Below are 22,325 nucleotides of genomic sequence, written 5' to 3'. Positions count from 1 at the left end.
TAATATTTCAGCCGGCGCGGGGGGGGCCAACCCCCCGCCACCGACACTGATACCGGACAGCCGCAGACACCAAGATCCCTATGCCCAATACCGATATCGTCATCAGCAACAAGCTGGGCCTGCATGCCCGGGCGGCCGCCAAACTGACGCAGCTGGCCAGCAGGTTCTCCAGCGAGATCTTCATTTCGCGCGGCGCGCAGCGCGTCAATGCCAAGAGCATCATGGGCGTCATGATGCTGGCCGCCGGTCTGGGCGTGACGGTCCGTCTGGAAGCCTCCGGCGCCGACGCCGAGCTGGCGCTTGCTGAAATCGAAACCCTGTTTGACAGCAAATTCGGTGAGCAGGAATAGAACGTCCCCTGAACCGGCCGGCTCGGGTGCTGCCCGGGCCGGGTCCGTCACGTCCCAGGGGGACGTCCCGTCCGGGGCTGGCGCTGCCAGCCCCGTCGTCTGTCTGTACGGCAAGGGCGTGGCTCGCGGTTACGCCATCGGGCGCGCCGTGGTCATGGGCGCCGCGGCGCTGGAAGTGGCGCATTACCGCATCGCGCCGGAAGATATCGCCGCCGAAAGCAGCCGCCTGACCCAGGCGCTGGCCGACGCGCAGCAGGAACTGTTGCTGCTGGCCGACACCCTGCCGGCCGACGCCCCGCGCGAGCTGGGCGCCATGCTCAACGTTCACAGCCTGCTGCTGGGCGACCCGCTGCTGGCCGAGCAGACGCTGGCGCTGATCGCCGAGCGGCACTACAACGCCGAATGGGCGCTGACCACGCAGGGCCAGATCCTGGGCCAGCAGTTCGACGCCATGGAGGACGAGTACCTGCGCGAGCGCGGCGCCGACGTGCGCCAGGTCATCGAGCGCGTGCTGCATGTGCTGGCCGGCACGTCCGCCATGCTGCCGGACATGGGCCATGTGGACGGCGACGAAGCCCTGATCGTCGTGGCGCACGATATTTCTCCCGCCGACATGCTGCGCCTGCGTGGCGGCCGCTTCGCCGCCTTCGTCACCGACCTGGGCGGCCCCACGTCCCATACCGCCATCGTGGCCCGCAGCATGGGCGTGCCGGCGGTGGTGGCCCTGGGCAACGTGCGCGAGCTGGTGCGCGATGGCGACACGCTGATCATCGACGGCGCTTCGGGCGCCGTGGTGGTGAATCCCTCGCCGCGCATCTTGCAGGAATACCGCCGCCGCCAGTCCGCCTACGCCGACGAGCGCGCCGAGCTGAGCCTGCTGCGCGACGTGCCCTCGGTCACGCTGGACGGCATCGACGTGGTGCTGTACGCCAATATCGAACTGCCCGAGGAGGCCGCGCTGGCGCTGGCGTCCGGCGCGCACGGCATCGGCCTGTTCCGTAGCGAGTTCCTGTTCATGGGCCGCGCGGACCTGCCGGGCGAGGAAGAACAGTACGAAGCCTATGCCTCGGTGGTGAAGGTGATGGCGGGCCGTCCCGTCACCATCCGCACGCTGGACATCGGCGCGGACAAGACGCTGGATGGCGAGGCCACGGTGGCCACCAACCCCGCGCTGGGCCAGCGCGCCATCCGCTACTGCCTGGCGCGCCCCGAGATGTTCGCCACGCAATTGCGCGCCATCCTGCGCGCCTCGGCCCACGGGCCGGTGCGCCTGCTGATCCCGATGATCGCCCATATGCACGAAGTGGTCGCCACCAAGGCCGCCATCGAGGCCGCGCGGCGTGAACTCGACGCGCGCGGGCAGGCCTATGCGGCCCACATGGAAGTGGGCGCCATGGTCGAGGTGCCGGCCATCGCCATCGCCATCGAGCCTTTCGCCCAGGCGCTGGATTTCCTGTCCATCGGCACCAACGACCTGATCCAGTACACGCTGGCGATCGACCGCGGCGACCACGACGTGGCGTCCCTGTACGACCCGCTGCATCCGGCGGTGCTGCGCCTGGTCGCGAACACCATCAACGCCGGCGAGCGCGCCGGCAAGCCGGTGGCGGTCTGCGGCGAGATGGCCGGTGATTCGCGCATGACCCGGCTGCTGCTGGGCCTGGGCCTGACCGAGTTCTCCATGCACCCGCAGCAGTTGCTGGACGTCAAGCGCGAAGTGCGTCGCGCCCATTCCAATGCCTTGCGGATCAAGGTGGCCAGCGCGTTGAACCGCGCCTTGCCGGTGGACCTGGACGCCCTCGGACCAGGCTGATCCTGTTTCGGAGGCGCCTGCGGCGCCTCCCTGGCGCGGGGCCTTCCCAATGAAAAAGCCCGGAACCGCAAGGTTCCGGGCTTTCTTGTCTGCGCTACGCCCGGCGCTCGCCGGGCGGGTCGGATCAGCTGTGGTACGCCGATTCGCCGTGGCTGGTGACGTCCAGCCCTTCGCGCTCCTGGTCTTCCGGCACGCGCAGGCCGCACAGGGCGTTGGCGATCTTGTAGGCGATCAGGGCCACCACGCCGGACCAGACGATGGTCAGCAGCACGCCTTCGAGCTGCACCCAGAGCTGATGAGCGATCATGCCGGGCTCGGCCAGGCCGGGGCCGCCCAGGGCCTGGGCATTGAACACGCCGGTCAGCAGCGCGCCGACGATGCCGCCTACGCCGTGCACGCCGAACACGTCCAGCGAGTCGTCGGCGCGCAGGATGCGCTTCAGGCCATTCACGCCCCAGACGCAGACGACGCCGGCTATCACGCCGATGACCAGCGCGCCCGCGGGACCCACCAGCCCGGCGGCCGGGGTGATGCCGACCAGGCCGGCCACCGCGCCCGAGGCCGCGCCGAGCATGGACGGCTTGCCCTTGATGCTCCATTCGGTGATCAGCCAGGCCAGCACGGCGCCGGCGGTCGCGATCATGGTGTTGAAGAAGGCCAGCGTGGCGTTTTCGTTGGCGGCCAGGGCCGAGCCGGCGTTGAAGCCGAACCAGCCCACCCACAGCAGCGCGGCGCCGACGAAGGTCATGGGCAGGTTGTGCGGCTGCATGGCTTCGCGGCCGTAGCCCACGCGCTTGCCGATCACATAGGCGCCGACCAGGCCGGCCACGCCGGCGTTGATGTGCACCACCGTGCCGCCGGCGAAGTCCAGCGCGCCGCGCGCATTGAGCAGGCCGGGCGCGGTTTCGGACGCGAACCAGACCATGTGGGCGATGGGCACGTAGGCGAAGGTGAACCAGATCACCGTGAAGACCAGCACCGCCGAGAAGCGGGCGCGTTCGGCGAAGCTGCCCACAACCAGCGCGCAGGTGATGCCGGCGAAGGTGGCCTGGAACGAGGCGAACAGCAGCTCGGTGAGCGAGTTCGACATGGCGTACTTGCCGTCCGCCGGCGTGAACATGCCGGAGAAGAAGGCGCGCGACAATCCGCCGAAGAAGGCATTGCCTTCGGTGAAGGCGAGGGAATAGCCGTAGATGAACCAGAGCACCAGGCCCAGCACGAAGGTACACAGCACTTGCAGCAGCACCGAGAGCACGTTCTTGCTGCGTACCAGGCCGCCATAGAACATCGCCAGGCCGGGCACTGCCATCATCAATACAAGCAGGGTAGAGACGAGCAACCAGGAGATATCTGCTTTATCCATTTTTCAGGCTCCGATGAATCTTGCTTTAGTTGTTTACAGCGCGGCTTCGCCCGCTTCGCCTGTGCGGATACGGATCACTTGTTCCAGCGGGGCGGCAAAGATCTTGCCGTCGCCGATCTTGCCGGTGCGGGCGGCCATTTCGATGGCCTCGATCACCTGGTCGACCAGGTGGTCGGGCACGGCGGCTTCGACGCGCAGTTTGGGCAGGAAGTCGACGGCGTATTCAGCGCCGCGGTAGAGCTCGGTATGGCCCTTCTGGCGGCCGAAACCTTTGACTTCGGTAACCGTGAGACCCTGGACCCCGATTCCGGACAGAGCCACACGCACCTCGTCGAGCTTGAAGGGCTTGATGATGGCGATGATGAGTTTCATGGCATTTCCTCTCATGGTTGCACGTTGGCCTCGTCAATCAAGCAAGTTCCATGCCATGTCCGGAGATACCCGGAAAGAGGGCGCGCAGGCGCGCAGCTTGTGCCTGGTTGCACCAATATAGTGCGTCGACGCACGACTGTCAGCCTCGAAGTGGTGCATGGCGGCGAGCGGGGTGAGGGATGAAACCAAACGTGTTTCCGGCGCGCTGGTTGTTGCCAATTGCAGCTTCGCGGGTGCCTTGACGGGTTATGACGATATGCCCGGGCCACTGTTGCGATTCATCGCGCCATGGGCATGCGGGCGGGCTTTGATGCAACGGCGGCCGCTAGGCCGGGCGCGGCGTGGCGGGCAGAAAGCCCGTCGCCGCGAGGCGCGCGCGTGGCGCCGGCCGGGCCCTTGCCGGGCGGGTTCCAGGTATTCCCGATGTATGGAAATTGGGGCCAAGCGTTGATACGAGGGTTTACACGCAGCCGCTTGTGGCCGCAACGCGCCTGCTCAAGAATCGGATCCAGCCTGTGCCTGACACGGGCTTGAATGGGGCCGCACAAGGCGTCCGGCGTGGCGGCCCTCTCTACAAGAAACAAGCAAGAAAGAGGAATTCATGAATATCGAACGCAAGACCCTGGGCATTCTCGCGCTGGCTGCCGCCGCCGTCCTGATGGCGGGTTGCGACAAGAAGGACGACAAGGCCGCCACGCCTGCGGCGCCGTCCACGTCGGCTCCCGCATCGTCGTCTTCCACCACGCCGCCGGCCGCCACGACGCCGGCGCCTTCCTCGTCGGCCGCCACGCCCGCCGAATGCGAAGCCTACGTCGCCAAGGTCAACGCTTGCATGGACAAGCTGGGCAATGGCAATCCAGCCGTGGCCAGCTTCAAGCAGCAGATGGAAGCCGCCAAGGCGCAGTGGGCCGCCGTCACCGACAAGACCCAGCTTGCCTCCCAGTGCAAGCAGGCCAGCGACCTGTTCGCGCAATCGGCCACCCAGATGGGCTGCCCGTAACGATGTTGGTAGGGGGCTGCCGCGAGGCGGCCCGGTTTTCTCCTGTGCTTTGTGGGCGGTCACCGCATGCGGTCCGCCCTTTTTTTTGCGTCGGATCCGCGCAGGGCCGGCGAGGCCCATTGCGCCATGCCCGCGCCGGTGGGCGCAGTCCGTCCGGACGCACTACACTGGAGCCAGCCAGGCAACAACAAGGAGTACTGCCATGAATTCCCGCACCCAATGGATGGAAGACATCCAGAAGAACATTTCCGACCTGATCGCACGCAGTCCCGCCGCGGATGTCGAGAAGAACGTGCGCGCGATGATGGCCCAGGCCTTCACCAAGATGGACCTCGTCACGCGCGAGGAATTCGACGTGCAGGCCGATCTGCTGGCGCGCACCCGCGCCCGCGTCGACCAGCTGGCGGCGCAGGTGCAGCAACTGGAAGAGCGCCTGTCGGCTCTGAGCAAGTAGGTTCAGGCAGGGTCCGCCCTGCAAGGGCGGGATATTTCCAGCACGGCCGCCTTCGGGCGGCCGTCGGCATTTGGGCATACTGGCCTGCCGCTGACCGTGATCGGAGGCCGCCTTGTCCCTTGCCGTACTCGCCAGCCGCGCGCTCAGCGGCGCTCATGCCCATGTCGTGCGGGTCGAGACCCATCTCGGCCCGGGACTGCCGGGCTTCAATGTGGTCGGCCTGCCCGATGCTGGCGTGCGGGAAAGCCGCGAACGGGTGCGCGCCGCCATCATCAACAGCGGCTTCGAGTTTCCTGCCGGCCGCATCACCGTCAACCTGTCGCCGGCCGACCTGCCCAAGGAATCGGGCCGCTTCGACCTGCCGATCGCGCTTGGGCTGTTGCTGGCATCGGGGCAGTTGCCGGAGCCGCCATCCGCAGGCGACGCGGGCGGCAAGCCGCCCGCCATGCCGGCGTCCGAGTCCATACTGGCGCGCCTGGTCCTGGCGGGCGAGCTGTCGCTGACCGGCGCGCTGACGCCTGTCACGGCGCCGCTGCTGATCGCGCTGGGCGTGGCGGGCGATCAGCCCGACGCGACGCTCGTCCTGCCCGCCGGCAGCGCGGAGCAGGCGGCCTGGGTGCCCGGCCTGCAGGTGTTGTCGGCTCGCAGCCTGGCGGACGTAGCGGCGCACATCACGGGCGCGCATGCCTTGCCCGACGCGGTGCCGGCGCCCTGGCCCGAGCCGCCGCCCGTGCCTTGCCTGTCCGACGTGCGCGGCCAGCCGGCGGCGCGGCGCGCGCTGGAGGTGGCGGCCGCCGGCGGTCACAGCCTGCTGATGGTGGGGCCCCCGGGGGCGGGCAAGAGCATGCTGGCGCAGCGGCTGCCGGGCCTGTTGCCGCCGCTGTCGCGCACGCAGGCGCTGGAGGCCGCTGCCGTGGCGGCGCTGGCCGGTCATGCGCAGGCGCCCGCGGGGCAGCCGCCATTCCGGGCGCCGCATCATTCCCTGTCCGTACCGGCGCTGGTGGGTGGCGGCACCCATCCCCGGCCCGGAGAGATCAGCCTGGCGCATCACGGCGTGCTGTTCCTGGACGAACTGCCCGAATTCAACCGACGCACGCTGGAATCGCTGCGCGAGCCGCTGGAAACCGGCCGGGTGCTGATCTCGCGGGCCATGCGCACGGCGCGGTTTCCGGCCCGCTTCCAGCTGGTCGCGGCCATGAATCCTTGCCCCTGCGGGTGGCGCGGACATCCGGCGCGGGCCTGCGCCTGCACGCCCGATCAGGTGGCGCGCTACGCGGGCCGCGTCTCCGGCCCCTTGCTGGACCGCATCGACCTGCATCTGCGCTTGCCGCCGGTGGCCCCGGAAGACCTGGACGGGCCGCCGGGGGAGGCCTCGCCGGCGGTGCGCGAGCGGGTCCTGGCCTGCCGTGGGCGGCAATTGGAACGTCAGGACAAGCCCAACGCGGCCTTGGCCGGCGCGGAGCTGGACCGTCATTGCGCGCTGGACGAGAGCGGGCGGGAGCTGCTGCGGCAAGCCATGCGCCGCCTGCGCGGCTCGGCCCGCGTGCTGCACCGGACGCTGCGGGTGGCGCGCACGATCGCCGACCTGGAGGGCGCGGAACGGCTGGGCGCCCGGCATGTCGCGCAGGCGGTGCAGTACCGGGCGGAGTGAGAGGATAGGGAGGGTTTGGTGAAATCCAGGGACATATGGCATCCGGATTTGGCTCGCCATTGCAGGGTGATCCCTTATCCGATTCGACAAAAGCCCGGAAATCGCCATATAATCAAAGGCTTTCCTGGATCTGGCGTGCGCGCGAGCTGCCTTTGGGCTTCGCGCATGGGGGAAAAGCGCTGCGAAACATGCTTTCGAGCATGGCCTGGCTTTAGGGTTAATGCCCTGGGGTTAATGCCCCGGGATTAATGCCCCGCGCGCAGGCAGCAGTGATCGCTGGAAGGCGATACCAGAGCAGTACCACAGAAGTGGCAACAGGTTCGACAAGTCTTGTCGCGCCGCCCTGGGCAGCAAGCCCGGATTTGCCTGGCTTCGGATTCGATTCCGTCGCGGGCAGGCCGGTCTGGCTTATCTGGCTCACGGCGCCGTCAGGCACCTGGCGTCATGTAAATCAACAATCAGTGTTTAGTTTAGGGAATCAACATGCCCAAGATGAAGACCAAGAAAAGCGCCGCAAAGCGCTTTCAGGTTCGCGGCAGCGGATCCATCAAGCGTGGTCAGGCGTTCAAGCGTCACATCCTGACCAAGAAGACCACCAAGAACAAGCGCCAGCTGCGCGGTTCGGCTGCGGTCCATGAAACCAACGTGGCTTCCGTGAAAGCCATGATGCCTTTCGCTTGATCTAAGGGAGATCTACTATGCCTCGCGTCAAACGCGGCGTTACCGCCCGTGCCCGTCACAAGAAAGTCATTTCCGCCGCCAAGGGTTACCGTGGCCGCCGCGGTAATGTGTTCCGCATCGCCAAGCAAGCGGTCATGCGCGCTGGCCAATACGCCTACCGCGACCGCCGCAACAAGAAGCGCACGTTCCGCGCGCTCTGGATCACGCGTATCAACGCCGCCGTCCGTGAGCATGGCGTCAGCTACAGCGTGTTCATCGCCGGCCTGAAGAAGGCTGCGATCGAGCTCGACCGCAAGGTCCTGGCCGATCTGGCCGTGCGCGACAAGGCCGGCTTTGCCGCCATCGTGCAGCAAGCCAAGGCTGCGTTGGCTGCCTGATCGCGCGCTTTAACTCATCGCGCATCGCTGCAAACGGGGCTGTCATGGCCCCGTTTGCGTTTTGAGGGCTGGATTCATGACTCAATCGATTGACGACCTGGTCTCCCAGGCGCAAGAACGTTTCGCCGCGGCCAAGGACGCCGCCGCGCTCGAAAACGAAAAGGCCCGCTTCCTGGGCAAGGATGGCGCGCTGACCGTGCTGCTCAAGGGGCTGGGCAAACTCGACCCCGAGCAAAAGCGCGAGATGGGCGCGCAGATCAACCAGGCCAAGAAGAAGGTCGAGGAGTTCCTGAATCTGGGCCGCGCCGCGCTGGCGCAAGCCGAGCTGGACGCCCGTCTGGCTTCTGAAACCATCGACGTCACCCTGCCGGGCCGTGGCCGCGCGCCGGGCGGCATCCATCCGGTGATCCGGACCTGGGAGCGCGTGGAAGAGATCTTCCGCTCCATCGGCTTCGACGTGGCCGATGGCCCCGAAGTCGAGAACGACTGGACCAACTTCACCGCCCTGAACAACCCGCTGGACCATCCGGCGCGTTCCATGCAGGACACGTTCTACGTCGACATGCAGGACGCCGACGGCCTGCCGCTGCTGCTGCGCACGCACACCAGCCCGATGCAGGTGCGCTATGCCCGCATGCACAAGCCGCCCATCAAGGTCATCGCGCCGGGGCGCACCTATCGCGTCGACAGCGACGCCACGCACTCGCCCATGTTCCACCAGGTGGAAGGGCTCTGGATCGCCGAGGACATCTCCTTCGCCGACCTGAAAGGCGTGTACACCGATTTCCTGCGTTGCTTCTTCGAAAGCGACGACCTCGTCGTGCGTTTCCGCCCGTCGTTCTTCCCCTTCACCGAACCGTCCGCCGAAATCGACATGATGTTCACGTCGGGGCCGAACCGCGGCCGCTGGCTGGAGATCTCCGGTTCCGGCCAGGTGCATCCGCAAGTGGTGCGCAATTTCGGCCTGGATCCCGAGCGCTACATCGGTTTCGCCTTCGGTTCCGGGCTCGAGCGCCTGACCATGTTGCGCTACGGCGTCAACGACCTGCGCCAGTTCTACGAAGGCGATTTGCGCTTCCTGCGCCAGTTCAACGAATAATCGAAGCGACGGCTGATCATGCAATTTCCCGAATCCTGGCTGCGTTCCCTGGTCAATCCCGAGATCGCAACCGATGAACTCGCGCACCGGCTCACGATGGCCGGCCTGGAAGTCGAAGACGCCGTGCCGGCGGCCCCCGCGTTCAGCGGCGTGGTCGTGGCGCGCATCGTCGAGATCGCGCCGCATCCGGACGCCGACAAGCTGCGCGTCTGCCAAGTGGACGACGGCTCCGGCGCGCTGCTGCAGATCGTCTGCGGCGCGCCCAACGCGGCCGCCGGCCTGACCGTGCCGCTGGCCCGCGTCGGCGCCGAACTGCCCGGCGGCATGAAGATCGGCGTGGCCAAGATGCGCGGCGTGCAATCGTCCGGCATGCTGTGCTCGGCGCGCGAGCTGGGCCTGTCCCAGGATCACGCCGGCCTGATGGAACTGTCCGGCGACCTGGCTCCCGGCCTGTCGATCCGCGACGCGCTGGACCTGGACGACACGCTGTTCACGCTCAAGCTCACGCCGAACCGCGCCGACTGCCTGTCGATCCTGGGTGTGGCCCGTGAAGTCGCCGCGCTGACCGGCGCGCCGCTGTCGGTGCCCACCGCCAAGGCCGTGCCCGTGACGCTGGACGAGCGCCTGCCCGTCAAGGTCGAGGCCCCCGATCTGTGCGGCCGTTTCGGCGGCCGCGTGATCCGCGGCGTCAATGCCCGCGCCGCCACGCCGGAATGGATGAAGACGCGCCTGGAGCGCGCCGGCCAGCGTTCGCTGTCGGCGCTGGTGGACATCTCCAACTACGTCATGCTCGAGCTGGGCCGTCCGTCGCACGTGTTCGACCTGGACAAGATCCAGGGCGACCTGTCGGTGCGCTGGGCCCGCGAAGGCGAGACGCTGGAACTCCTGAACGGCCAGACCGTCACGCTGGATTCCAAGGTCGGCGTAGTGGTGGCCGGCGACACCGTCGAAAGCCTGGCCGGCATCATGGGCGGCGAAGCCACGTCCGTGACGCTGGACACGCAGAACATCTATCTGGAAGCCGCGTTCTGGTGGCCGCAGTCGCTGGCCGGCCGCGCGCGCCGCTACAAGTTCAGTTCGGAAGCCAGCCATCGCGGCGAACGCGGCGTGGACTACGCCACGATTCCCGAGCACATCGAATTCATCACGCGCCTGATCGTCGACATCTGCGGCGGCCAGGCCGGTCCGCTGGACGACCAGATCGTCAACCTGCCCAAGCGCGAACCCGTGCGCATGCGCCTGGCGCGCTGCCATCGCGTGCTGGGCGTGCCGGTGACGCAGGCCGACGTCGGCCGCATCTTCGGCAGCCTGGGCCTGGAATACACCATTGAAGGCGACGACTTCGTGGTCACGCCGCCGTCGTTCCGCTTCGACATCGAGATCGAGGAAGACCTGATCGAGGAAGTCGCGCGCATCTACGGCTTCGAGAACATTCCCACCGTGCCGCCCATGGCGCGCGCCAAGATGTTCTCGCAGCCCGAAGTCCGCCGTGGCAACCACGCCCTGCGCCGCCTGGCCGCCGCGCAGGACTACCAGGAAGTGGTCAACTACAGCTTCGTCGAAGCCGACTGGGAACGCGACTACGCCGGCAATACCGACCCCGTGCGCCTGGTCAATCCCATCGCCAGCCATCTGTCGGTGATGCGTTCCAGCCTGATCGCGGGCCTGGTGGCCAACATCGTCCACAACGCCAACCGCAAGCAGACCCGCGTGCGCCTGTTCGAGCTGGGTCGCGTGTTCACGCGCGACGCCGCCGCGCAGGACGGCCCGCTGGCCGTCGCTGGCGTGCGCCAGCCGCTGATGCTGGCCGGCGCCGCCTGGGGCCCGGCCGTGGAAGAGCAGTGGGGCGCGCCCGCGCGCCACGTCGACTTCTACGACGTGAAGATGGATGTCGAGGCGCTGTTCGGCGCGCGCGGCGACCGCCTGCGCTTCGAGGCCGCCGCGCATCCCGCGCTGCACCCCGGCCGCAGCGCCCGCGTCTCGCTGGATGGCAAGGTCGTCGGCTGGATCGGCGAACTGCACCCGCGCTGGGCGCAGCAGGCCGACCTGGCCCATGCGCCGGTGGTGTTCGAACTGGACGTGGCCGCGCTGTCGGAAGGCGAGCTGCCCCAGGTCCGCGAGCAGTCGCGCCAACCCATCGTGGTGCGCGACCTGGCCCTGTGGGTCGACGCCCAGGTGCCGGTCCAGTCCATGCTGGACACCGTCACCGCGCTGGCCAAGACCGATCCCCAACTGGCCGTGCTGCGCGATCTGCGCCTGTTCGACGTGTGGCGCGAGAAGTCCCAGGATGGCGTGCCCGCTTCCGAGAAAAGCCTTGCTTTCCGATTCTGGCTACAGGACACTGAGGTCACGCTGGACGACGCCCGGGTGGCGGACTGCATGGCGCGCATCAGGGATGCCCTGATCAGCGCACACGGTGCGCGACTCCGCGCTTGAACATGGGGAACACTATGCTTGCCGAGCCGCGTACCCTGACCAAGGCTGAACTGGCCGAGCTGCTCTTCGAGCGGGTCGGCCTGAACAAGCGCGAGGCCAAGGACATCGTCGATACCTTCTTCGAAGAGATCCGCGACGCGCTCGCGCGCGGCGACTCCGTGAAGCTCTCGGGATTCGGCAACTTCCAGGTGCGCGACAAGCCGCCGCGCCCTGGTCGCAATCCCAAGACGGGCGAGACCATTCCCATCGCCGCGCGCCGCGTGGTGACCTTCCATGCCAGCCAGAAGCTCAAGAGCGTCGTGGAGCAGGCCACGCCGGCTGCGCCCGACGCCGTGGAGTGATACGCTTTGTCGGTAAATGTTATCGGCGCTCGACGCAACGCGGCATAAAATCTACTTATGACACGTCCCGAATCCACCGTTACCACCTTACCGCCCATTCCCGCCAAGCGCTACTTCACCATCGGTGAAGTCAGCGACCTGTGCGGCGTCAAGCCTCACGTCTTGCGGTACTGGGAACAGGAATTCACGCAGCTCAAGCCGGTGAAGCGGCGTGGCAACCGCCGCTACTATCAGCATCACGAAGTGCTGCTGATCCGCCGCATCCGCTCGCTGCTGTACGAACAAGGCTTCACCATCAGCGGCGCGCGCAATCGCCTAGGCGACGCGCGCGACACGCCGCATGACCAGGACGCCGCCGTGCGCCTGTCCGGCGCCGAGATGCAGGCCCTGCGCAATGAGCTGGGCAATGTGTCGGCGATGCTGGGCGAAGCGTTGGGCATCAAGCCCGGCGCGCAGGCTGGCGATGCACACGCCGCCAGCATTCAATCCTCCGGCGTGTCCGCGCCGGCTGCCTGATTCCGCTTGCGCTCGCGCCGGCCTCGTGCCGGCGCGGTGTTTGCCGGCAATACGTCTCCCTTGTTTTTGAAGTCAGCGTGGCCAGAGCTGCTATGCACGACGTGCGTTGTCGCACGCTTGTGCATCGCGTGGGCGTTGCCGTGGTCTGACCTTGTCGTGCCTGGCGCCGCGACGTCGCCGGCATCGACGTGGCCGTTGGGGATGTGGTGGCGACCTGGCGCTCCCTTGCGGATGGCGTGTATGTTGATTGCACATCGACAGGCGCGAGGGTATCCCTTGCATTCAACAGGGTCCGCGCAAGCATGTTCAACGTGTGTCCCAAATTTTTTTCGAGCATCTGCAAAATTTTTCGCGTGAGTGCGTGCAAACAATTTTTTGCTCTGCTATAATCTTTTTCTTTCGGGGCGTAGCGCAGCCTGGTAGCGCACTTGCATGGGGTGCAAGGGGTCGCGAGTTCGAATCCCGCCGTCCCGACCAGCAGTTCAAAAAGCCGTCAGTGATTTTTCACTGACGGCTTTTTTCATTGCCGCTGCCTGCTGCGGACAGCCCGACTCCGGATTGACCGTCTTCCATTGCGACGAGATCCTTGAAAATCTGAACGAGCCTGCGCAAAGGAAGAGAAATGAGTCATCTGTTGGTGCTGGTCGTCGGTGATGACATCGAGCGCCAGTTGCAGCCATATCACGATTTCGATTGCACGGGGACAAACGACGAGCATGTGCAGTGCATCGACATCACGGCTGAGATACTGGCTCGGATTGATGCGGGAGAGCGGCTGCCTGGGGTGTTGAGCGATTATGGTTTGAAGGATCACATCCTTGCCGATGAAGCTCACGCCAGAATCGTCGGTGAGCGGGCTCCAGATATGCGGGGATATGCCGTCGTGCAGGACGGAAAACTCTTCAAGGCTGTGACGCGGACTAATCCAAACCATAAGTGGGATTGGTGGGTTATCGGTGGACGCTGGTCGGACTTGCTGATAACCAAACCAGGAGCGGATGCCGAGCTTGACGGCAATCTGTCCAGTTCATGCCAGGAACAACCGGCTGTGAATCAGGCACGCAAGGGCGATATCGATATGGAGGCCATGCGCGACAAGGCGGGGCGGCAGGCCGCGGAGCGCTGGGACACGGCTGCCAGCATCAGTCGCGGGGAAGGTTGGATGTCCTGGAAGCATGTCCTGGATGTCGTGCATGGGGGAAACGTCATTGCCGCCCGCGAAGCCTATCGCGCGCAACCTGTCATACATGCCGTTGCGCAGGCCTTGTATACCTCATATGACCAAGTGGACGAGTACCTCGTGCCGCGTGATCAATACATTGAAGAGGAACGCGCCTTCGCCATGGTTCCGTATGCCGTGGTGATGAATGGCGAATGGTTGGACAAAGGCTTGATTGAACGGCTGGGTGTGTCCGAAGCTGCACAAATTTGGCAGGCTTGGGGGACTCGGGCAATCCAGATACTGGAGGCGCTGCCGGACGACACGCTAATTACGGTCGTCGATTGCCACACCTAACCGCGGGGAGGATGCCTGTTTTCGTCCGTAGCCGGCAACACGATCTCCACCCGCTCCACCCCTTTCCCCTGATTCTTCCGCTTCAGCGCAATCCCGCCGATCTCTCCGGTCCTGCGCGGATGCGTGCCGCCACAGCCCATGCGGGCGAATCCCTCGACCTCCCAGTACCGCCGATGATTCGCCTCGTCGGAAAACGCTGTCACGATGGGCTTGTCGGCAGCGATCAGCGCGTCGGCTTGCGGTTGGATGGTTGGAAACAGTTCGCTGATGCTGGTCGCGCGCTGGAAGTCGATGCGTGCCTTCGCCGGTGAAATATGCGCGCCGACCTTGAGGATGCCGGGTTCGCAGTCATAGATCAGTTGCAGCACCATCTCGGCCGCGAAGTGATGACGCATCAGGCCGTAGCGCCGCGCCCAGTCGATGCGCACGTCCACTTCATCGCCGGCGTGCAGGCCATGGCCGGGCGGCAGCGTGTAGGCGATGTCCAGGCCGTTCTTTTCCGCCTTCAGCACGGGCATGCCCGCGATCGTGCCGCTGTCGCTTTCCTGCCCGCCTGCGTTGGCGTAGAAGATCGTCGCGCGCAGGCGGACGATGTCTCCGTCGACGGCGGACACCTCGGTCCGCAGATGGTCCAGGTAGGGGTCTTGCCAGAAAACCTTGTCTGTCACGTGGGGCTCCGCGCGCGAGGGGCTGGGATGATCCAGCGACTATAGAGCATCGCTCAGGCTGTCTGCACTTTCCTGCAATGCTGCTTGCTTCCGTCCGCCGAGGTGATGGTCAGCGTCGCCGCTGCGCGATGGAACTCGTGGCGTTCGTCGAAGGCATCGGCGCGCCATGCCTGGGCATCCGGGCCGGCCTGGCTGGGGCGGATCGCATAGCGGCACGGGACGCCGTAGTCGCGCGTCGCGGCGATGAGCCGGCGCGCGGTGTCGACGACGTAGGTCGCGCCCTGTTCATCGCGATAGGCGCCTTGCGCCCAGTCGTCGACGTGCTCGGTCAGGGCGGCGGGATAGGCAGGCCAGGCCTCGCCCATGGCCAGCCCCAGCAGGCGTCGCGCCGTCGCGCTGGCCGGCGTCGAGGCGGTGTTGAACAGCACGACGGCGCACAGCCTGCGTTCCGGCAGGCCCAGCAGCATGGACGTATGGCCATTGACGTCGCCCTTGTGCGCGACGCTGCGCCAGCGCCGGCCGTCGATCTCGATCTCGTCCAGCCACCAGCCGCAACCGAAGTCGCCGGGCGGGCCGCCCAGCATCAAGTCGGTATGCGCCGCGTCCAGGACCTTGCCGTCGATCAGCGACAGCCACCAGCGGGCCAGGTCGCGCGCGCTGGCGGCCAGGTCGTAGGCGCCGAATGCCACGCTGGGATGCAAGGGCGGCGCGGGCGGTCTGTCCGGATCCAGCATGCAGCCTATGCTGTGCGCGGTGTCGATCGATCCCGTCTCGCGCAGTTCCAGCGCTTGCCAGAACATTGTGCGCAGCTGGTCGTGCAGCGCATCGCCGCCGACGCGTTCCGCGATCCGGGCCAGCACGGCGTAGCCGGTGTTGCTGTAGCGGCAGGCCTGTCCTGGCGTGTCCATCAGGGGCGAGGCGGTGATCAGCCTGATCAGATCCTCGGGCGCGATGTGCCGCCCCATCAGTTCCGGCCAATAGGCGGGCAGGGCGGTGTGGTTGCCCAGGCCCGAGCGGTGCCGCAGCAGATGCATGGGTGTGATGCGCGGATCCAGGCCGCAATCCGGCAGGTGTCGGGCGGCGCTGTCGTGCAGATCGAGCTTGCCATGTTGCGCGAGCAACAGGATCGCGGCGGCCGTGTGGCTCTTGCTCAGGGATCCGATGCGAAAGCGGGTGTCCGGGGCGTTCTTGCGGCCGTTGGCAAGGTCCGCATGGCCGCAGGCCTGTTCGGCCACGGCTGCGCCATCGGCGTAGACGCCCAGCACGCCGTGGAGATCGGCGTGCGAGGCCAGGTCTTGCAGGTACTGGTGCAGCGCGAGTGTCATGGGCGGTGATCGATATCGAAAAACGCGGGGCGCGAGAGCAGGGGAGCCGCGATCGGGCCGCGGGCACGCCATGGCCCGCGACCTCGACGGGCCTATGGACCTTAAAGCGGCTACAGCCTCTATCGTGCCAGGCAGTTCAACTGTAAGGAGCAAGCATGTCCAGCGTGTTGGAACGTTCCCGTTTCGTTCTGGTCATCGGCGGTGGGCAGGCCGGATTGGCGGCGGGCTATTGGCTGAAGCGGCAGGATATTCCTTTTCTGATCGTCGAGGGCAGCGCCCGGATCGGCGATGTCTGGCGGCAACGCTACGCCTCGCTGTCGCTGTTCACCACGCGCGCGTTCAGCGCCTTGCCCGGCATGGCCCTGGCGGGCAAGGCGCAGGGCTATGCCGGCCGCGATGAGTTCGCGGATTACCTGGAGGCCTACGCACGGCGCTTCGCGTTGCCCATCCGGCTGTCGACCTCGGTCCAGCGCCTGCGCGCCGGGCCGCAGGGGAGCTTCCTGGCCGACTTGTCGGACGGCGGCACGCTGGCCGCCACGCATGTCATCGTGGCGACGGGCGGCTTTCAGGCGCCGGTGGTGCCGGCGATCGCGCGCGGCTTCGGCGCTCAGATTCCGCAGTTGACCCCGGAGAGCTTCGGCGCCGGCGAGTCCTTGCCCGACGGGCCGGTACTGGTGGTGGGAGACGGGGCCAGCGGCCGCGACCTGGCCGTGCTGGCCTCGGCCTCGCATCCGGTGATGCTGGCCACGGGCAAGCCGCGCAAGCTGGTGCCCGAGCGTGTGCTGGGCCAATCGATCTGGTGGTGGCTGCGCAGCCTGGGGCTGATGCGCGCGTCGTCCGCGTCATTCATCGGCAAGGCATTGCGGCGCAGGGACCCCTTTCCCGATCGTGATCGCGGCCTGGCGAGCCTGGCGCGGCGCGGCATCGAGTTGCGGCCCAGGCTGACGGCCGCCGAGGGCGATACCGCCGTGTTCGCCGACGGCGAGCGCCGTAAGGTGGCGGCGGTGGTGTGGGCGGTTGGCTATCGGGATCGGACCGATTGGATCGAGATCCCCGGCGCCTTGGGCGATGACGGCCGCTTGCTTCACGACGCCGGCGTTTCTCCGGTGCCCGGCCTTGCCTATGTCGGCCGTCCGTGGCAGCGTAACCGCGCGTCGGCGCTGGTCATGGGGGCGGGCGAGGATGCGCGGCGCATCGTCGAGTCCATCAGACGCGAGGACGCGCCTCGTCGGATCGCTGCTGCCGTGCCGCCACGGGCGGCGGAGCCGCGCTGATGGCCCGCAAAGTAAATGCACCATTCTTCACCGTTTTCTCCAGGGAATCATGGCCTTTCCCGCTAGCATGTGCGCAGGGTCGAGCAAGCAGCCGGCCTTTCAAGCGCGCATGGCTGGCATGCGTCAGACGAGGCAGACAGTGAAAGTGGAAAGAACATGGTTCAAGGATTGAACGGCAAGGCAGCGCGGGCGCGCGGATCGGACGCCGTGCAGGGTGTGCGCCGCCTTGCGTGCGGGACCGGGGCGTCAGCGGCTCCCGCCGCGCCGCGCCGCATCCTGCAAGGCGCGGGCGCCGCCATCGCGGCCGCGCTGATGGCCGTGGCGCCGCCGGCGTGGGCCGCCGGGCCGGCCGTCGTCGTCAAGCATGGCGAGACCGTCACGATAGATGGCGTGCGCAACATCGTCATGCACGCCGACCAGGCCAAGGGCGGCATCCTGCTGCTGACGGGCGGCGACGGGCGCCTGAACGTGACGGACGGCGCGCAGTTCACCGATGGCGCGGACAACGTGCTGATCCGCAACCGCGACGCTTTCGCGGCGCGTGGCTACAACGTGATGCTGGTCGACCTGGGCACGGACCTGGCGGCGGCGGTCGGCTATATGTCCAGGCTGAAGGCGCCCGTGACCGTCATCGGCACCAGCAAGGGCACGGAGCGGCTGGCGCAGGGATTGGCGAAGGGCGCGCGTCCGGACAAGGTGGTGCTGTCCTCGGGCTTTCTCAGCCAGGAATCCGGGCCGGGCGACAGCGTGCAAGCCATCCTGGGCACGCCGTCGCGGCTGCCGCCGGCCTTGGTTATCCACCACCGCGAGGACCATTGCCGCTGGACGCGCCCGGCCGGGGTCGAGCCGTTCAAGACCTGGGCCGGTTCGAAGGTCGAGGTCGCGTGGCTCAACGGCGGCGTGGACGATCAGGCGAATCCCTGCCGCTACAGCGGGCACCATGGCTTCGCCGGCCTGGACGCGGCATTCGTGGATCGCGTCATGGCCTTTGTCGCGAAGTAGGTAGTCGGGCGGCCAGCCTGTTATGGCGCAATCCCGGCCGCTCTGTGCATGGCGGCGCGGCCGGACCTTGCCCATACTGATGGCGCGCCCGCACTCGTCCGCGCACCTTGCGCGGGCGGCGCGCGCAGCCAACCAGGATCCGTTCCATGCCCTATCGCTACGTTGTCGCCGATGTCTTCACCCGCCACGCCTATGGCGGCAATCCGCTGGCCGTCGTGCTCGACGCGCAAGGCCTGGATACCGCGCAGATGCAGCGCATCGCGCGCGAGTTCAATTTCTCCGAGACCAGCTTCGTGCTGCCGGCGCGCGATCCGGCGCACACGGCCGAGGTGCGGATCTTCACGCCCGATCGGGAAGTGCCTTTCGCCGGACATCCCAATGTCGGCACGGCGGTGGTGCTGGCGCGCGAGCTGGCGGCGTCGGGACGTCCCGTGCCGGACGCGTTCGTGTTCGAAGAGGCGGCCGGGCTGGTGCGGATCGCGCTGCGGCGCGAAGGGGCGGACGTGAATGGCGCCGAGTTGCAGGCGCCGCAGCCGCTGTCCCGGCGCGCCCTGGCGCCCGTGGATGCGGTGGCGCGGGCCTTGCGCCTGGCGCCCGGGGACATCGAGACGGCCGAGCACGCGCCGCAAGTCGTGTCGGTCGGCCTGACCTTCCTGGTGGTCCAGCTGGCCAGCCGCGTTGCGCTGCGCCGCGCGTCGCCGGATCCTGCCGGCTATGCGGCGCTGCTGCCGCTGGACGACGCGCGTTCCATCTATGCCTATACGACCGACACAGCTGCGGACACGGGGCGGGGGCCGACCGACATCCAGGCCCGCATGTTCACGGGCCGCATGACGGAAGACCCGGCCACCGGCAGCGCCACCGCAGCGGCCACGGCGCTGCGCGCGGCATTGCGGGGCGCGGGGACCACGCTGCGACTGCGCGTGGGACAGGGCGTGGACATGGGGCGCGCCAGCCTGCTGCACGCGCATGCAGAGGTCCGGCAGGACGGTGTGTGGGCGGGCGTGGCGGGCAACGCGGTGGTCGTGATGGAAGGCACGCTGGCGGCGCCTGCCGCGTCTTGAGCCGCCTAGCGCGGGTAAGGGGCGAGCGGGCGGTGAGCGCGTCGTCCACGAGCCGGCGGCGCGACAAGCCGAGTGTCTTGCCAGGATTGCGCATCGCCGCTAAGCTGGCGCACATGAATCCGATCACCACCGCCCGGCCCTGCCGGGCCGATTCCCGACGAACCGCTCGACGCATGCGTTGAGTGGCCCGTCACGTCCGGGCGCCGTCCAGGCGCCGCATTGCAGAAGGCCACGATATGTCCCGTGGCCTTTTTGTTTTTCGCGCAGTATCCCGTCCGCAGGCGTATCGTCCGGCCTTCGTTTTTCCCTTTTGAGGAACGAAGCATGTCGCATCACGATCTGAACATCCGCGCTTTCCATCCGGCCGACGAGGCCGCCGTCATCCAGCTGTGGCACGACAGCGGTCTGACGCGGCCCTGGAACGACCCGAAGAAGGACGTGGCCCGCAAGCTGACGGTGCAGCCCGGGCTGTTCCTGGTGGGCGAGGCTGGCGGACGCATCGTGGCCGCGACGATGGCCGGGTACGACGGGCATCGCGGCTGGATCAACTACCTTGCAGTGGCGCCGGACTGCCGCCGACGCGGCTATGCCTCGATGCTGATGCGCGTGGCCGAACGCAAGCTGCTGGAGCTGGGCTGCCCCAAGATCAATCTGCTGATCCGTGCGGAAAACGCGGCCGTGCGCGGTTTCTACGAGAGCCTGGGCTTTGGCATGGACGACGTGGTGAGCATGGGCAAGCGCCTGATCCCGGACCTGTGAGGCGGCGCGAATACGGGAAGGCTTGCCGCCTTCCCGCGCTTGCCGCGTCCGTGTTGCGCGCGGTCCTGCCCGCGCTCAGATCTGCACGGTCAGGTACACCGCTTCGCGTCCGACCACGGGCATGCGGGTCGGCATGAAGATGGTGCAGTCGTCGCAAGGCGAGCGGATCTCTTCGCCGCCGTTGATGGCGATGAGTTCGCCTTTCTGGAAGACCTCGAAGCCCAGCACCGGGCGCGTGAAGCGGAAGTCGGTGGACTTCACCATGTGCACTTCCAGCAGCATGTAGCGTCGCGCGGGCGGTGCGGTCTCGGCCGAGGCCGGCGTGTCGATCAGGCCCAGGTGGCCCAGGAAGCGCAGCGTCACGTCGGTGGCCAGGTCGGCCGCCGAGCGCGCGAAGTGCTGGCCGCATTCCACCACCACGGCGCCGCCGCTGTCGGACTGCGGATCGCCATGGCGGCCGTGACCCATGACGCCGGTGCCGGGAAAACGCTCGGCCGGCATCACCAGCTGCACTTCGGGCGTGCCGACGGCGGTGGCCAGCGCGGCGTTGCGCGGCAGGTCGTAGTAGACCCAGAACGGTTGCACCGGCGCGCGCGTCGAATGGATGTCGAGGATGTAGTCGGCGGCGTCCAGCACCGGGCGCAGCTCGCGCGCGCGGCGCAGCTCGGGGCTTTGCTCGCTGCCGTCGAGCAGTTCGGGGGTCCAGATGCGGTTCAGGTTGTGCACCAGCTGGCGATTCTCGTAGGGGCGCTCCAGGTCGAAGGCCTCGTAGGCTTCGATATTGGCGAAGCTCACCGTGAGCGTGCCGATCTTGGGGCGCACCGCGTTATCCAGCAGGTGCGTGGCGGCCACCATGCCGCAGATCTCGTTGCCGTGCGTGAGCGCGTTGATCAGCACGTGCGGGCCCGGGCGGCCCGATTCAAAGCGATGGACGTAGTCGATGCCGGTGTTGCCGGCGCGATAGGCGGAGAGGTCGCGCGGCAGCACTTCCAGCGGCGCGGTGTCGGGGGCGAAGTCGGGATGGTCCATGGTTGCGGTTCTCATTCGGGCCGGATGCCGGCGCGTTCAATCAGGTCTTTATACAGGGACAGGCGTTCGGACATCATGGCAGTGAACTGGGCCGGCGTCTGTTCGTCGGGCGGCAGGGCGCCGTTTTTCTCCAGCGTCTGCTGCAATTCTTCCTGGCGGGCGACGGTCCGCACGGCCTGCAGCAGCGTCTGGAGCACGTCGGCGGGCGTGCCGGCGGGCGCCGCCAGCCCGATCCACGAGGTCGTGTTGAGCGTCGGATGACCAAGTTCGGCGAAGGTCGGCACGTCGGGCAGGTAGGCCGGACGCGCGGGCGCGGCGATCGCCAGGGCGCGCAGCTTGCCGGACTGGATGTAAGGCAGCATGGGCGCCAGGTTGTCCAGCATGAACTGCACCTGGTTCGACAGCAGTCCGCTGATCAGCGGGCCGCCGCCACGGTAGGGCACGTGCACGGCCTTCACGCCCAGCGTGCTCTTGAACAGTTCGGCGTTGAGCTGGCCCATGCTGCCCACGCCCGCCGTGCCGAAATGAAGCTGGTCGGGATTGGCCTTCAGGTGCGCGACGAATTCCGTCAGCGTGCGGGCCGGTACGTCCGGATGCACCACCAGCGCGTTCAGCGAGCGCGACAGCTGCGAGATAGCGCTGAAGTCCTCGATCGGGTCGTAGCCCAGGTTGCTGTGCATTAGCGGGTTGGCCAGGTGCGAGCTTTGCGACGAAGCCACCAGCGTGTAGCCGTCCGCCTTGGCGCGGGCCACGCGCTGGCTGCCGATGGAGCCGCCGGCGCCGTCGCGGTTCTCGATGATCACGCTCACGCCCAGCACCTTCGCCAGCCGTTCGGCATAGATGCGGCCGATCAGGTCGACGGAGCCGCCGGCGGGAAAGGGCACCACCAGCGTGATGGGCCGGGAGGGATAGGCATCGGCGCGGACGGCCAAGGGCGCGAGTGGCAACAGGGCGGCGCCCAGGCCGGCTTGCAGCAGGCTGCGGCGCCGGCCGCAGACGGCTGCGGGTGGGTGAGTCATGACGGGATCTGGGTTAGGGACTTGAGAAATGCGGGAGTGAAAAATATGCAAAGTGAATTGCAAAATTGAAATATAAAATGCAATGAGCTTTGTGAGACCCTGGGGTTATCACCTACGGATGCCCCGGGCGTGGCGTCGGGTCTGGGCGGGTCGAGCCGGGGGGGGGGGGGGGCCCCCCCCCCCCCCCCCCCCCCCCCCACCACCCGCCCCCCCCCG

22 protein-coding genes and 1 tRNA gene are annotated in these 22,325 nt (G+C 67.3%); 17 read left to right on the top strand and 6 right to left on the bottom strand.

What is annotated here, in order from left to right; translation table 11 throughout:
• Positions 1 to 80: 80 nt before the first annotated feature.
• Positions 81 to 350, top strand: a complete 270-nt coding sequence (locus ACEU5R_RS28835) for an HPr family phosphocarrier protein (protein WP_103273806.1) — start codon at positions 81 to 83, stop codon at positions 348 to 350.
• 103 nt (positions 351 to 453) lie between these two features.
• Positions 454 to 2,163 carry a phosphoenolpyruvate--protein phosphotransferase gene (gene ptsP, locus ACEU5R_RS28830; RefSeq protein ID WP_392413205.1) on the top strand — a complete coding sequence of 570 codons (1,710 nt, stop codon included), beginning with the start codon at positions 454 to 456 and terminating at the stop codon, positions 2,161 to 2,163.
• A 124-nt stretch (positions 2,164 to 2,287) separates the two neighbouring features.
• On the opposite strand, the gene amt is transcribed toward ptsP, so the two are convergent.
• Together amt and ACEU5R_RS28820 are read right to left on the bottom strand one after the other, a co-directional pair.
• A complete protein-coding gene (amt, locus tag ACEU5R_RS28825; RefSeq protein ID WP_103273808.1) occupies positions 2,288 to 3,526 on the bottom strand; it encodes an ammonium transporter in 1,239 nt (412 codons plus the stop codon).
• A gap of 33 nt (positions 3,527 to 3,559) precedes the next feature.
• Complete coding sequence (locus ACEU5R_RS28820) at positions 3,560 to 3,898, bottom strand: P-II family nitrogen regulator (protein WP_043545226.1); 339 nt, start codon at positions 3,896 to 3,898, stop codon at positions 3,560 to 3,562.
• 601 nt (positions 3,899 to 4,499) lie between these two features.
• Here ACEU5R_RS28820 and ACEU5R_RS28815 point away from each other — a divergent pair.
• From ACEU5R_RS28815 to ACEU5R_RS28765, 11 genes are all read left to right on the top strand, one after another.
• Positions 4,500 to 4,898: a DUF5339 family protein gene (locus tag ACEU5R_RS28815; protein WP_392413201.1), complete on the top strand. Its 399-nt coding sequence runs from the start codon at positions 4,500 to 4,502 to the stop codon at positions 4,896 to 4,898.
• A 202-nt stretch (positions 4,899 to 5,100) separates the two neighbouring features.
• Positions 5,101 to 5,352, top strand: a complete 252-nt coding sequence (locus tag ACEU5R_RS28810) for an accessory factor UbiK family protein (RefSeq protein ID WP_103273810.1) — start codon at positions 5,101 to 5,103, stop codon at positions 5,350 to 5,352.
• A 112-nt stretch (positions 5,353 to 5,464) separates the two neighbouring features.
• Entirely contained in the window at positions 5,465 to 7,003 is a 1,539-nt protein-coding gene (locus ACEU5R_RS28805) for a YifB family Mg chelatase-like AAA ATPase (RefSeq protein WP_392413199.1), read from the top strand.
• 483 nt (positions 7,004 to 7,486) lie between these two features.
• Positions 7,487 to 7,684 carry a 50S ribosomal protein L35 gene (gene rpmI, locus ACEU5R_RS28800; RefSeq protein WP_006387997.1) on the top strand — a complete coding sequence of 66 codons (198 nt, stop codon included), beginning with the start codon at positions 7,487 to 7,489 and terminating at the stop codon, positions 7,682 to 7,684.
• 17 nt (positions 7,685 to 7,701) lie between these two features.
• The gene (gene rplT, locus ACEU5R_RS28795) at positions 7,702 to 8,061 is read left to right on the top strand and encodes a 50S ribosomal protein L20 (RefSeq protein WP_006387998.1); all 360 of its coding nucleotides are present in this window, start codon (positions 7,702 to 7,704) and stop codon (positions 8,059 to 8,061) included.
• 76 nt (positions 8,062 to 8,137) lie between these two features.
• Positions 8,138 to 9,160 (top strand): phenylalanine--tRNA ligase subunit alpha, encoded by a 1,023-nt coding sequence (gene pheS, locus ACEU5R_RS28790; protein WP_392413195.1) that lies wholly within the window; start codon positions 8,138 to 8,140, stop codon positions 9,158 to 9,160.
• An 18-nt stretch (positions 9,161 to 9,178) separates the two neighbouring features.
• Positions 9,179 to 11,596: a phenylalanine--tRNA ligase subunit beta gene (pheT, locus tag ACEU5R_RS28785; RefSeq protein ID WP_392413194.1), complete on the top strand. Its 2,418-nt coding sequence runs from the start codon at positions 9,179 to 9,181 to the stop codon at positions 11,594 to 11,596.
• A 2-nt stretch (positions 11,597 to 11,598) separates the two neighbouring features.
• Complete coding sequence (locus ACEU5R_RS28780) at positions 11,599 to 11,937, top strand: integration host factor subunit alpha (protein WP_103273814.1); 339 nt, start codon at positions 11,599 to 11,601, stop codon at positions 11,935 to 11,937.
• A gap of 57 nt (positions 11,938 to 11,994) precedes the next feature.
• The gene (locus ACEU5R_RS28775) at positions 11,995 to 12,453 is read left to right on the top strand and encodes a MerR family transcriptional regulator (RefSeq protein ID WP_233772407.1); all 459 of its coding nucleotides are present in this window, start codon (positions 11,995 to 11,997) and stop codon (positions 12,451 to 12,453) included.
• A 400-nt stretch (positions 12,454 to 12,853) separates the two neighbouring features.
• Positions 12,854 to 12,930 (top strand) — tRNA-Pro (locus tag ACEU5R_RS28770).
• A gap of 145 nt (positions 12,931 to 13,075) precedes the next feature.
• Positions 13,076 to 13,969, top strand: a complete 894-nt coding sequence (locus ACEU5R_RS28765; RefSeq protein WP_392413193.1) for a hypothetical protein — start codon at positions 13,076 to 13,078, stop codon at positions 13,967 to 13,969.
• On the opposite strand, the gene ACEU5R_RS28760 is transcribed toward ACEU5R_RS28765, so the two are convergent.
• Positions 13,966 to 14,637, bottom strand: coding sequence for an alanyl-tRNA editing protein (locus ACEU5R_RS28760; RefSeq protein WP_103273816.1), 672 nt, complete (start codon positions 14,635 to 14,637; stop codon positions 13,966 to 13,968). The genes ACEU5R_RS28765 and ACEU5R_RS28760 overlap by 4 nt on opposite strands.
• A 53-nt stretch (positions 14,638 to 14,690) precedes the next feature.
• Complete coding sequence (locus ACEU5R_RS28755) at positions 14,691 to 15,962, bottom strand: serine hydrolase domain-containing protein (RefSeq protein ID WP_392413192.1); 1,272 nt, start codon at positions 15,960 to 15,962, stop codon at positions 14,691 to 14,693.
• 155 nt (positions 15,963 to 16,117) lie between these two features.
• Here ACEU5R_RS28755 and ACEU5R_RS28750 point away from each other — a divergent pair, with 155 nt between their 5' ends.
• From ACEU5R_RS28750 to ACEU5R_RS28735, 4 genes are all read left to right on the top strand, one after another.
• Positions 16,118 to 17,236: a flavin-containing monooxygenase gene (locus tag ACEU5R_RS28750; RefSeq protein ID WP_392413190.1), complete on the top strand. Its 1,119-nt coding sequence runs from the start codon at positions 16,118 to 16,120 to the stop codon at positions 17,234 to 17,236.
• A 156-nt stretch (positions 17,237 to 17,392) separates the two neighbouring features.
• Positions 17,393 to 18,238: a hypothetical protein gene (locus tag ACEU5R_RS28745; protein ID WP_392413189.1), complete on the top strand. Its 846-nt coding sequence runs from the start codon at positions 17,393 to 17,395 to the stop codon at positions 18,236 to 18,238.
• Between the two features lie 146 nt (positions 18,239 to 18,384).
• Positions 18,385 to 19,302, top strand: a complete 918-nt coding sequence (locus ACEU5R_RS28740; protein WP_392413187.1) for a PhzF family phenazine biosynthesis protein — start codon at positions 18,385 to 18,387, stop codon at positions 19,300 to 19,302.
• Positions 19,303 to 19,626: 324 nt separating this feature from the next.
• Positions 19,627 to 20,061, top strand: coding sequence for a GNAT family acetyltransferase (locus tag ACEU5R_RS28735; RefSeq protein ID WP_103273820.1), 435 nt, complete (start codon positions 19,627 to 19,629; stop codon positions 20,059 to 20,061).
• A 75-nt stretch (positions 20,062 to 20,136) separates the two neighbouring features.
• On the opposite strand, the gene ACEU5R_RS28730 is transcribed toward ACEU5R_RS28735, so the two are convergent.
• Entirely contained in the window at positions 20,137 to 21,090 is a 954-nt protein-coding gene (locus ACEU5R_RS28730; protein ID WP_392413186.1) for a succinylglutamate desuccinylase/aspartoacylase family protein, read from the bottom strand.
• A gap of 11 nt (positions 21,091 to 21,101) precedes the next feature.
• Positions 21,102 to 22,109, bottom strand: coding sequence for a Bug family tripartite tricarboxylate transporter substrate binding protein (locus ACEU5R_RS28725; protein ID WP_392413184.1), 1,008 nt, complete (start codon positions 22,107 to 22,109; stop codon positions 21,102 to 21,104).
• Between the last annotated feature and the right edge of the window lie 216 nt (positions 22,110 to 22,325).

This window comes from Achromobacter sp. 413638, from assembly GCF_043119405.1.
Classification (GTDB): domain Bacteria; phylum Pseudomonadota; class Gammaproteobacteria; order Burkholderiales; family Burkholderiaceae_B; genus Achromobacter.
Note: the sequence above shows the minus strand (reverse complement) of the source record. Positions and strands in the feature narration are given on the sequence as shown.

Excerpts from the sequence above, each read along its gene's own strand:
- ACEU5R_RS28835 (WP_103273806.1), top strand. The coding sequence starts at position 81 with ATGCCCAATACCGATATCGTCATCAGCAACAAGCTGGGCCTGCATGCC.
- amt (WP_103273808.1), bottom strand. The coding sequence starts at position 3,526 with ATGGATAAAGCAGATATCTCCTGGTTGCTCGTCTCTACCCTGCTTGTA.
- ACEU5R_RS28820 (WP_043545226.1), bottom strand. The coding sequence starts at position 3,898 with ATGAAACTCATCATCGCCATCATCAAGCCCTTCAAGCTCGACGAGGTG.
- ACEU5R_RS28815 (WP_392413201.1), top strand. The coding sequence starts at position 4,500 with ATGAATATCGAACGCAAGACCCTGGGCATTCTCGCGCTGGCTGCCGCC.
- ACEU5R_RS28810 (WP_103273810.1), top strand. The coding sequence starts at position 5,101 with ATGAATTCCCGCACCCAATGGATGGAAGACATCCAGAAGAACATTTCC.
- rpmI (WP_006387997.1), top strand. The coding sequence starts at position 7,487 with ATGCCCAAGATGAAGACCAAGAAAAGCGCCGCAAAGCGCTTTCAGGTT.
- rplT (WP_006387998.1), top strand. The coding sequence starts at position 7,702 with ATGCCTCGCGTCAAACGCGGCGTTACCGCCCGTGCCCGTCACAAGAAA.
- pheS (WP_392413195.1), top strand. The coding sequence starts at position 8,138 with ATGACTCAATCGATTGACGACCTGGTCTCCCAGGCGCAAGAACGTTTC.
- pheT (WP_392413194.1), top strand. The coding sequence starts at position 9,179 with ATGCAATTTCCCGAATCCTGGCTGCGTTCCCTGGTCAATCCCGAGATC.
- ACEU5R_RS28780 (WP_103273814.1), top strand. The coding sequence starts at position 11,599 with ATGGGGAACACTATGCTTGCCGAGCCGCGTACCCTGACCAAGGCTGAA.
- ACEU5R_RS28775 (WP_233772407.1), top strand. The coding sequence starts at position 11,995 with ATGACACGTCCCGAATCCACCGTTACCACCTTACCGCCCATTCCCGCC.
- ACEU5R_RS28765 (WP_392413193.1), top strand. The coding sequence starts at position 13,076 with ATGAGTCATCTGTTGGTGCTGGTCGTCGGTGATGACATCGAGCGCCAG.
- ACEU5R_RS28755 (WP_392413192.1), bottom strand. The coding sequence starts at position 15,962 with ATGACACTCGCGCTGCACCAGTACCTGCAAGACCTGGCCTCGCACGCC.
- ACEU5R_RS28750 (WP_392413190.1), top strand. The coding sequence starts at position 16,118 with ATGTCCAGCGTGTTGGAACGTTCCCGTTTCGTTCTGGTCATCGGCGGT.
- ACEU5R_RS28745 (WP_392413189.1), top strand. The coding sequence starts at position 17,393 with ATGGTTCAAGGATTGAACGGCAAGGCAGCGCGGGCGCGCGGATCGGAC.
- ACEU5R_RS28740 (WP_392413187.1), top strand. The coding sequence starts at position 18,385 with ATGCCCTATCGCTACGTTGTCGCCGATGTCTTCACCCGCCACGCCTAT.
- ACEU5R_RS28735 (WP_103273820.1), top strand. The coding sequence starts at position 19,627 with ATGTCGCATCACGATCTGAACATCCGCGCTTTCCATCCGGCCGACGAG.
- ACEU5R_RS28730 (WP_392413186.1), bottom strand. The coding sequence starts at position 21,090 with ATGGACCATCCCGACTTCGCCCCCGACACCGCGCCGCTGGAAGTGCTG.
- ACEU5R_RS28725 (WP_392413184.1), bottom strand. The coding sequence starts at position 22,109 with ATGACTCACCCACCCGCAGCCGTCTGCGGCCGGCGCCGCAGCCTGCTG.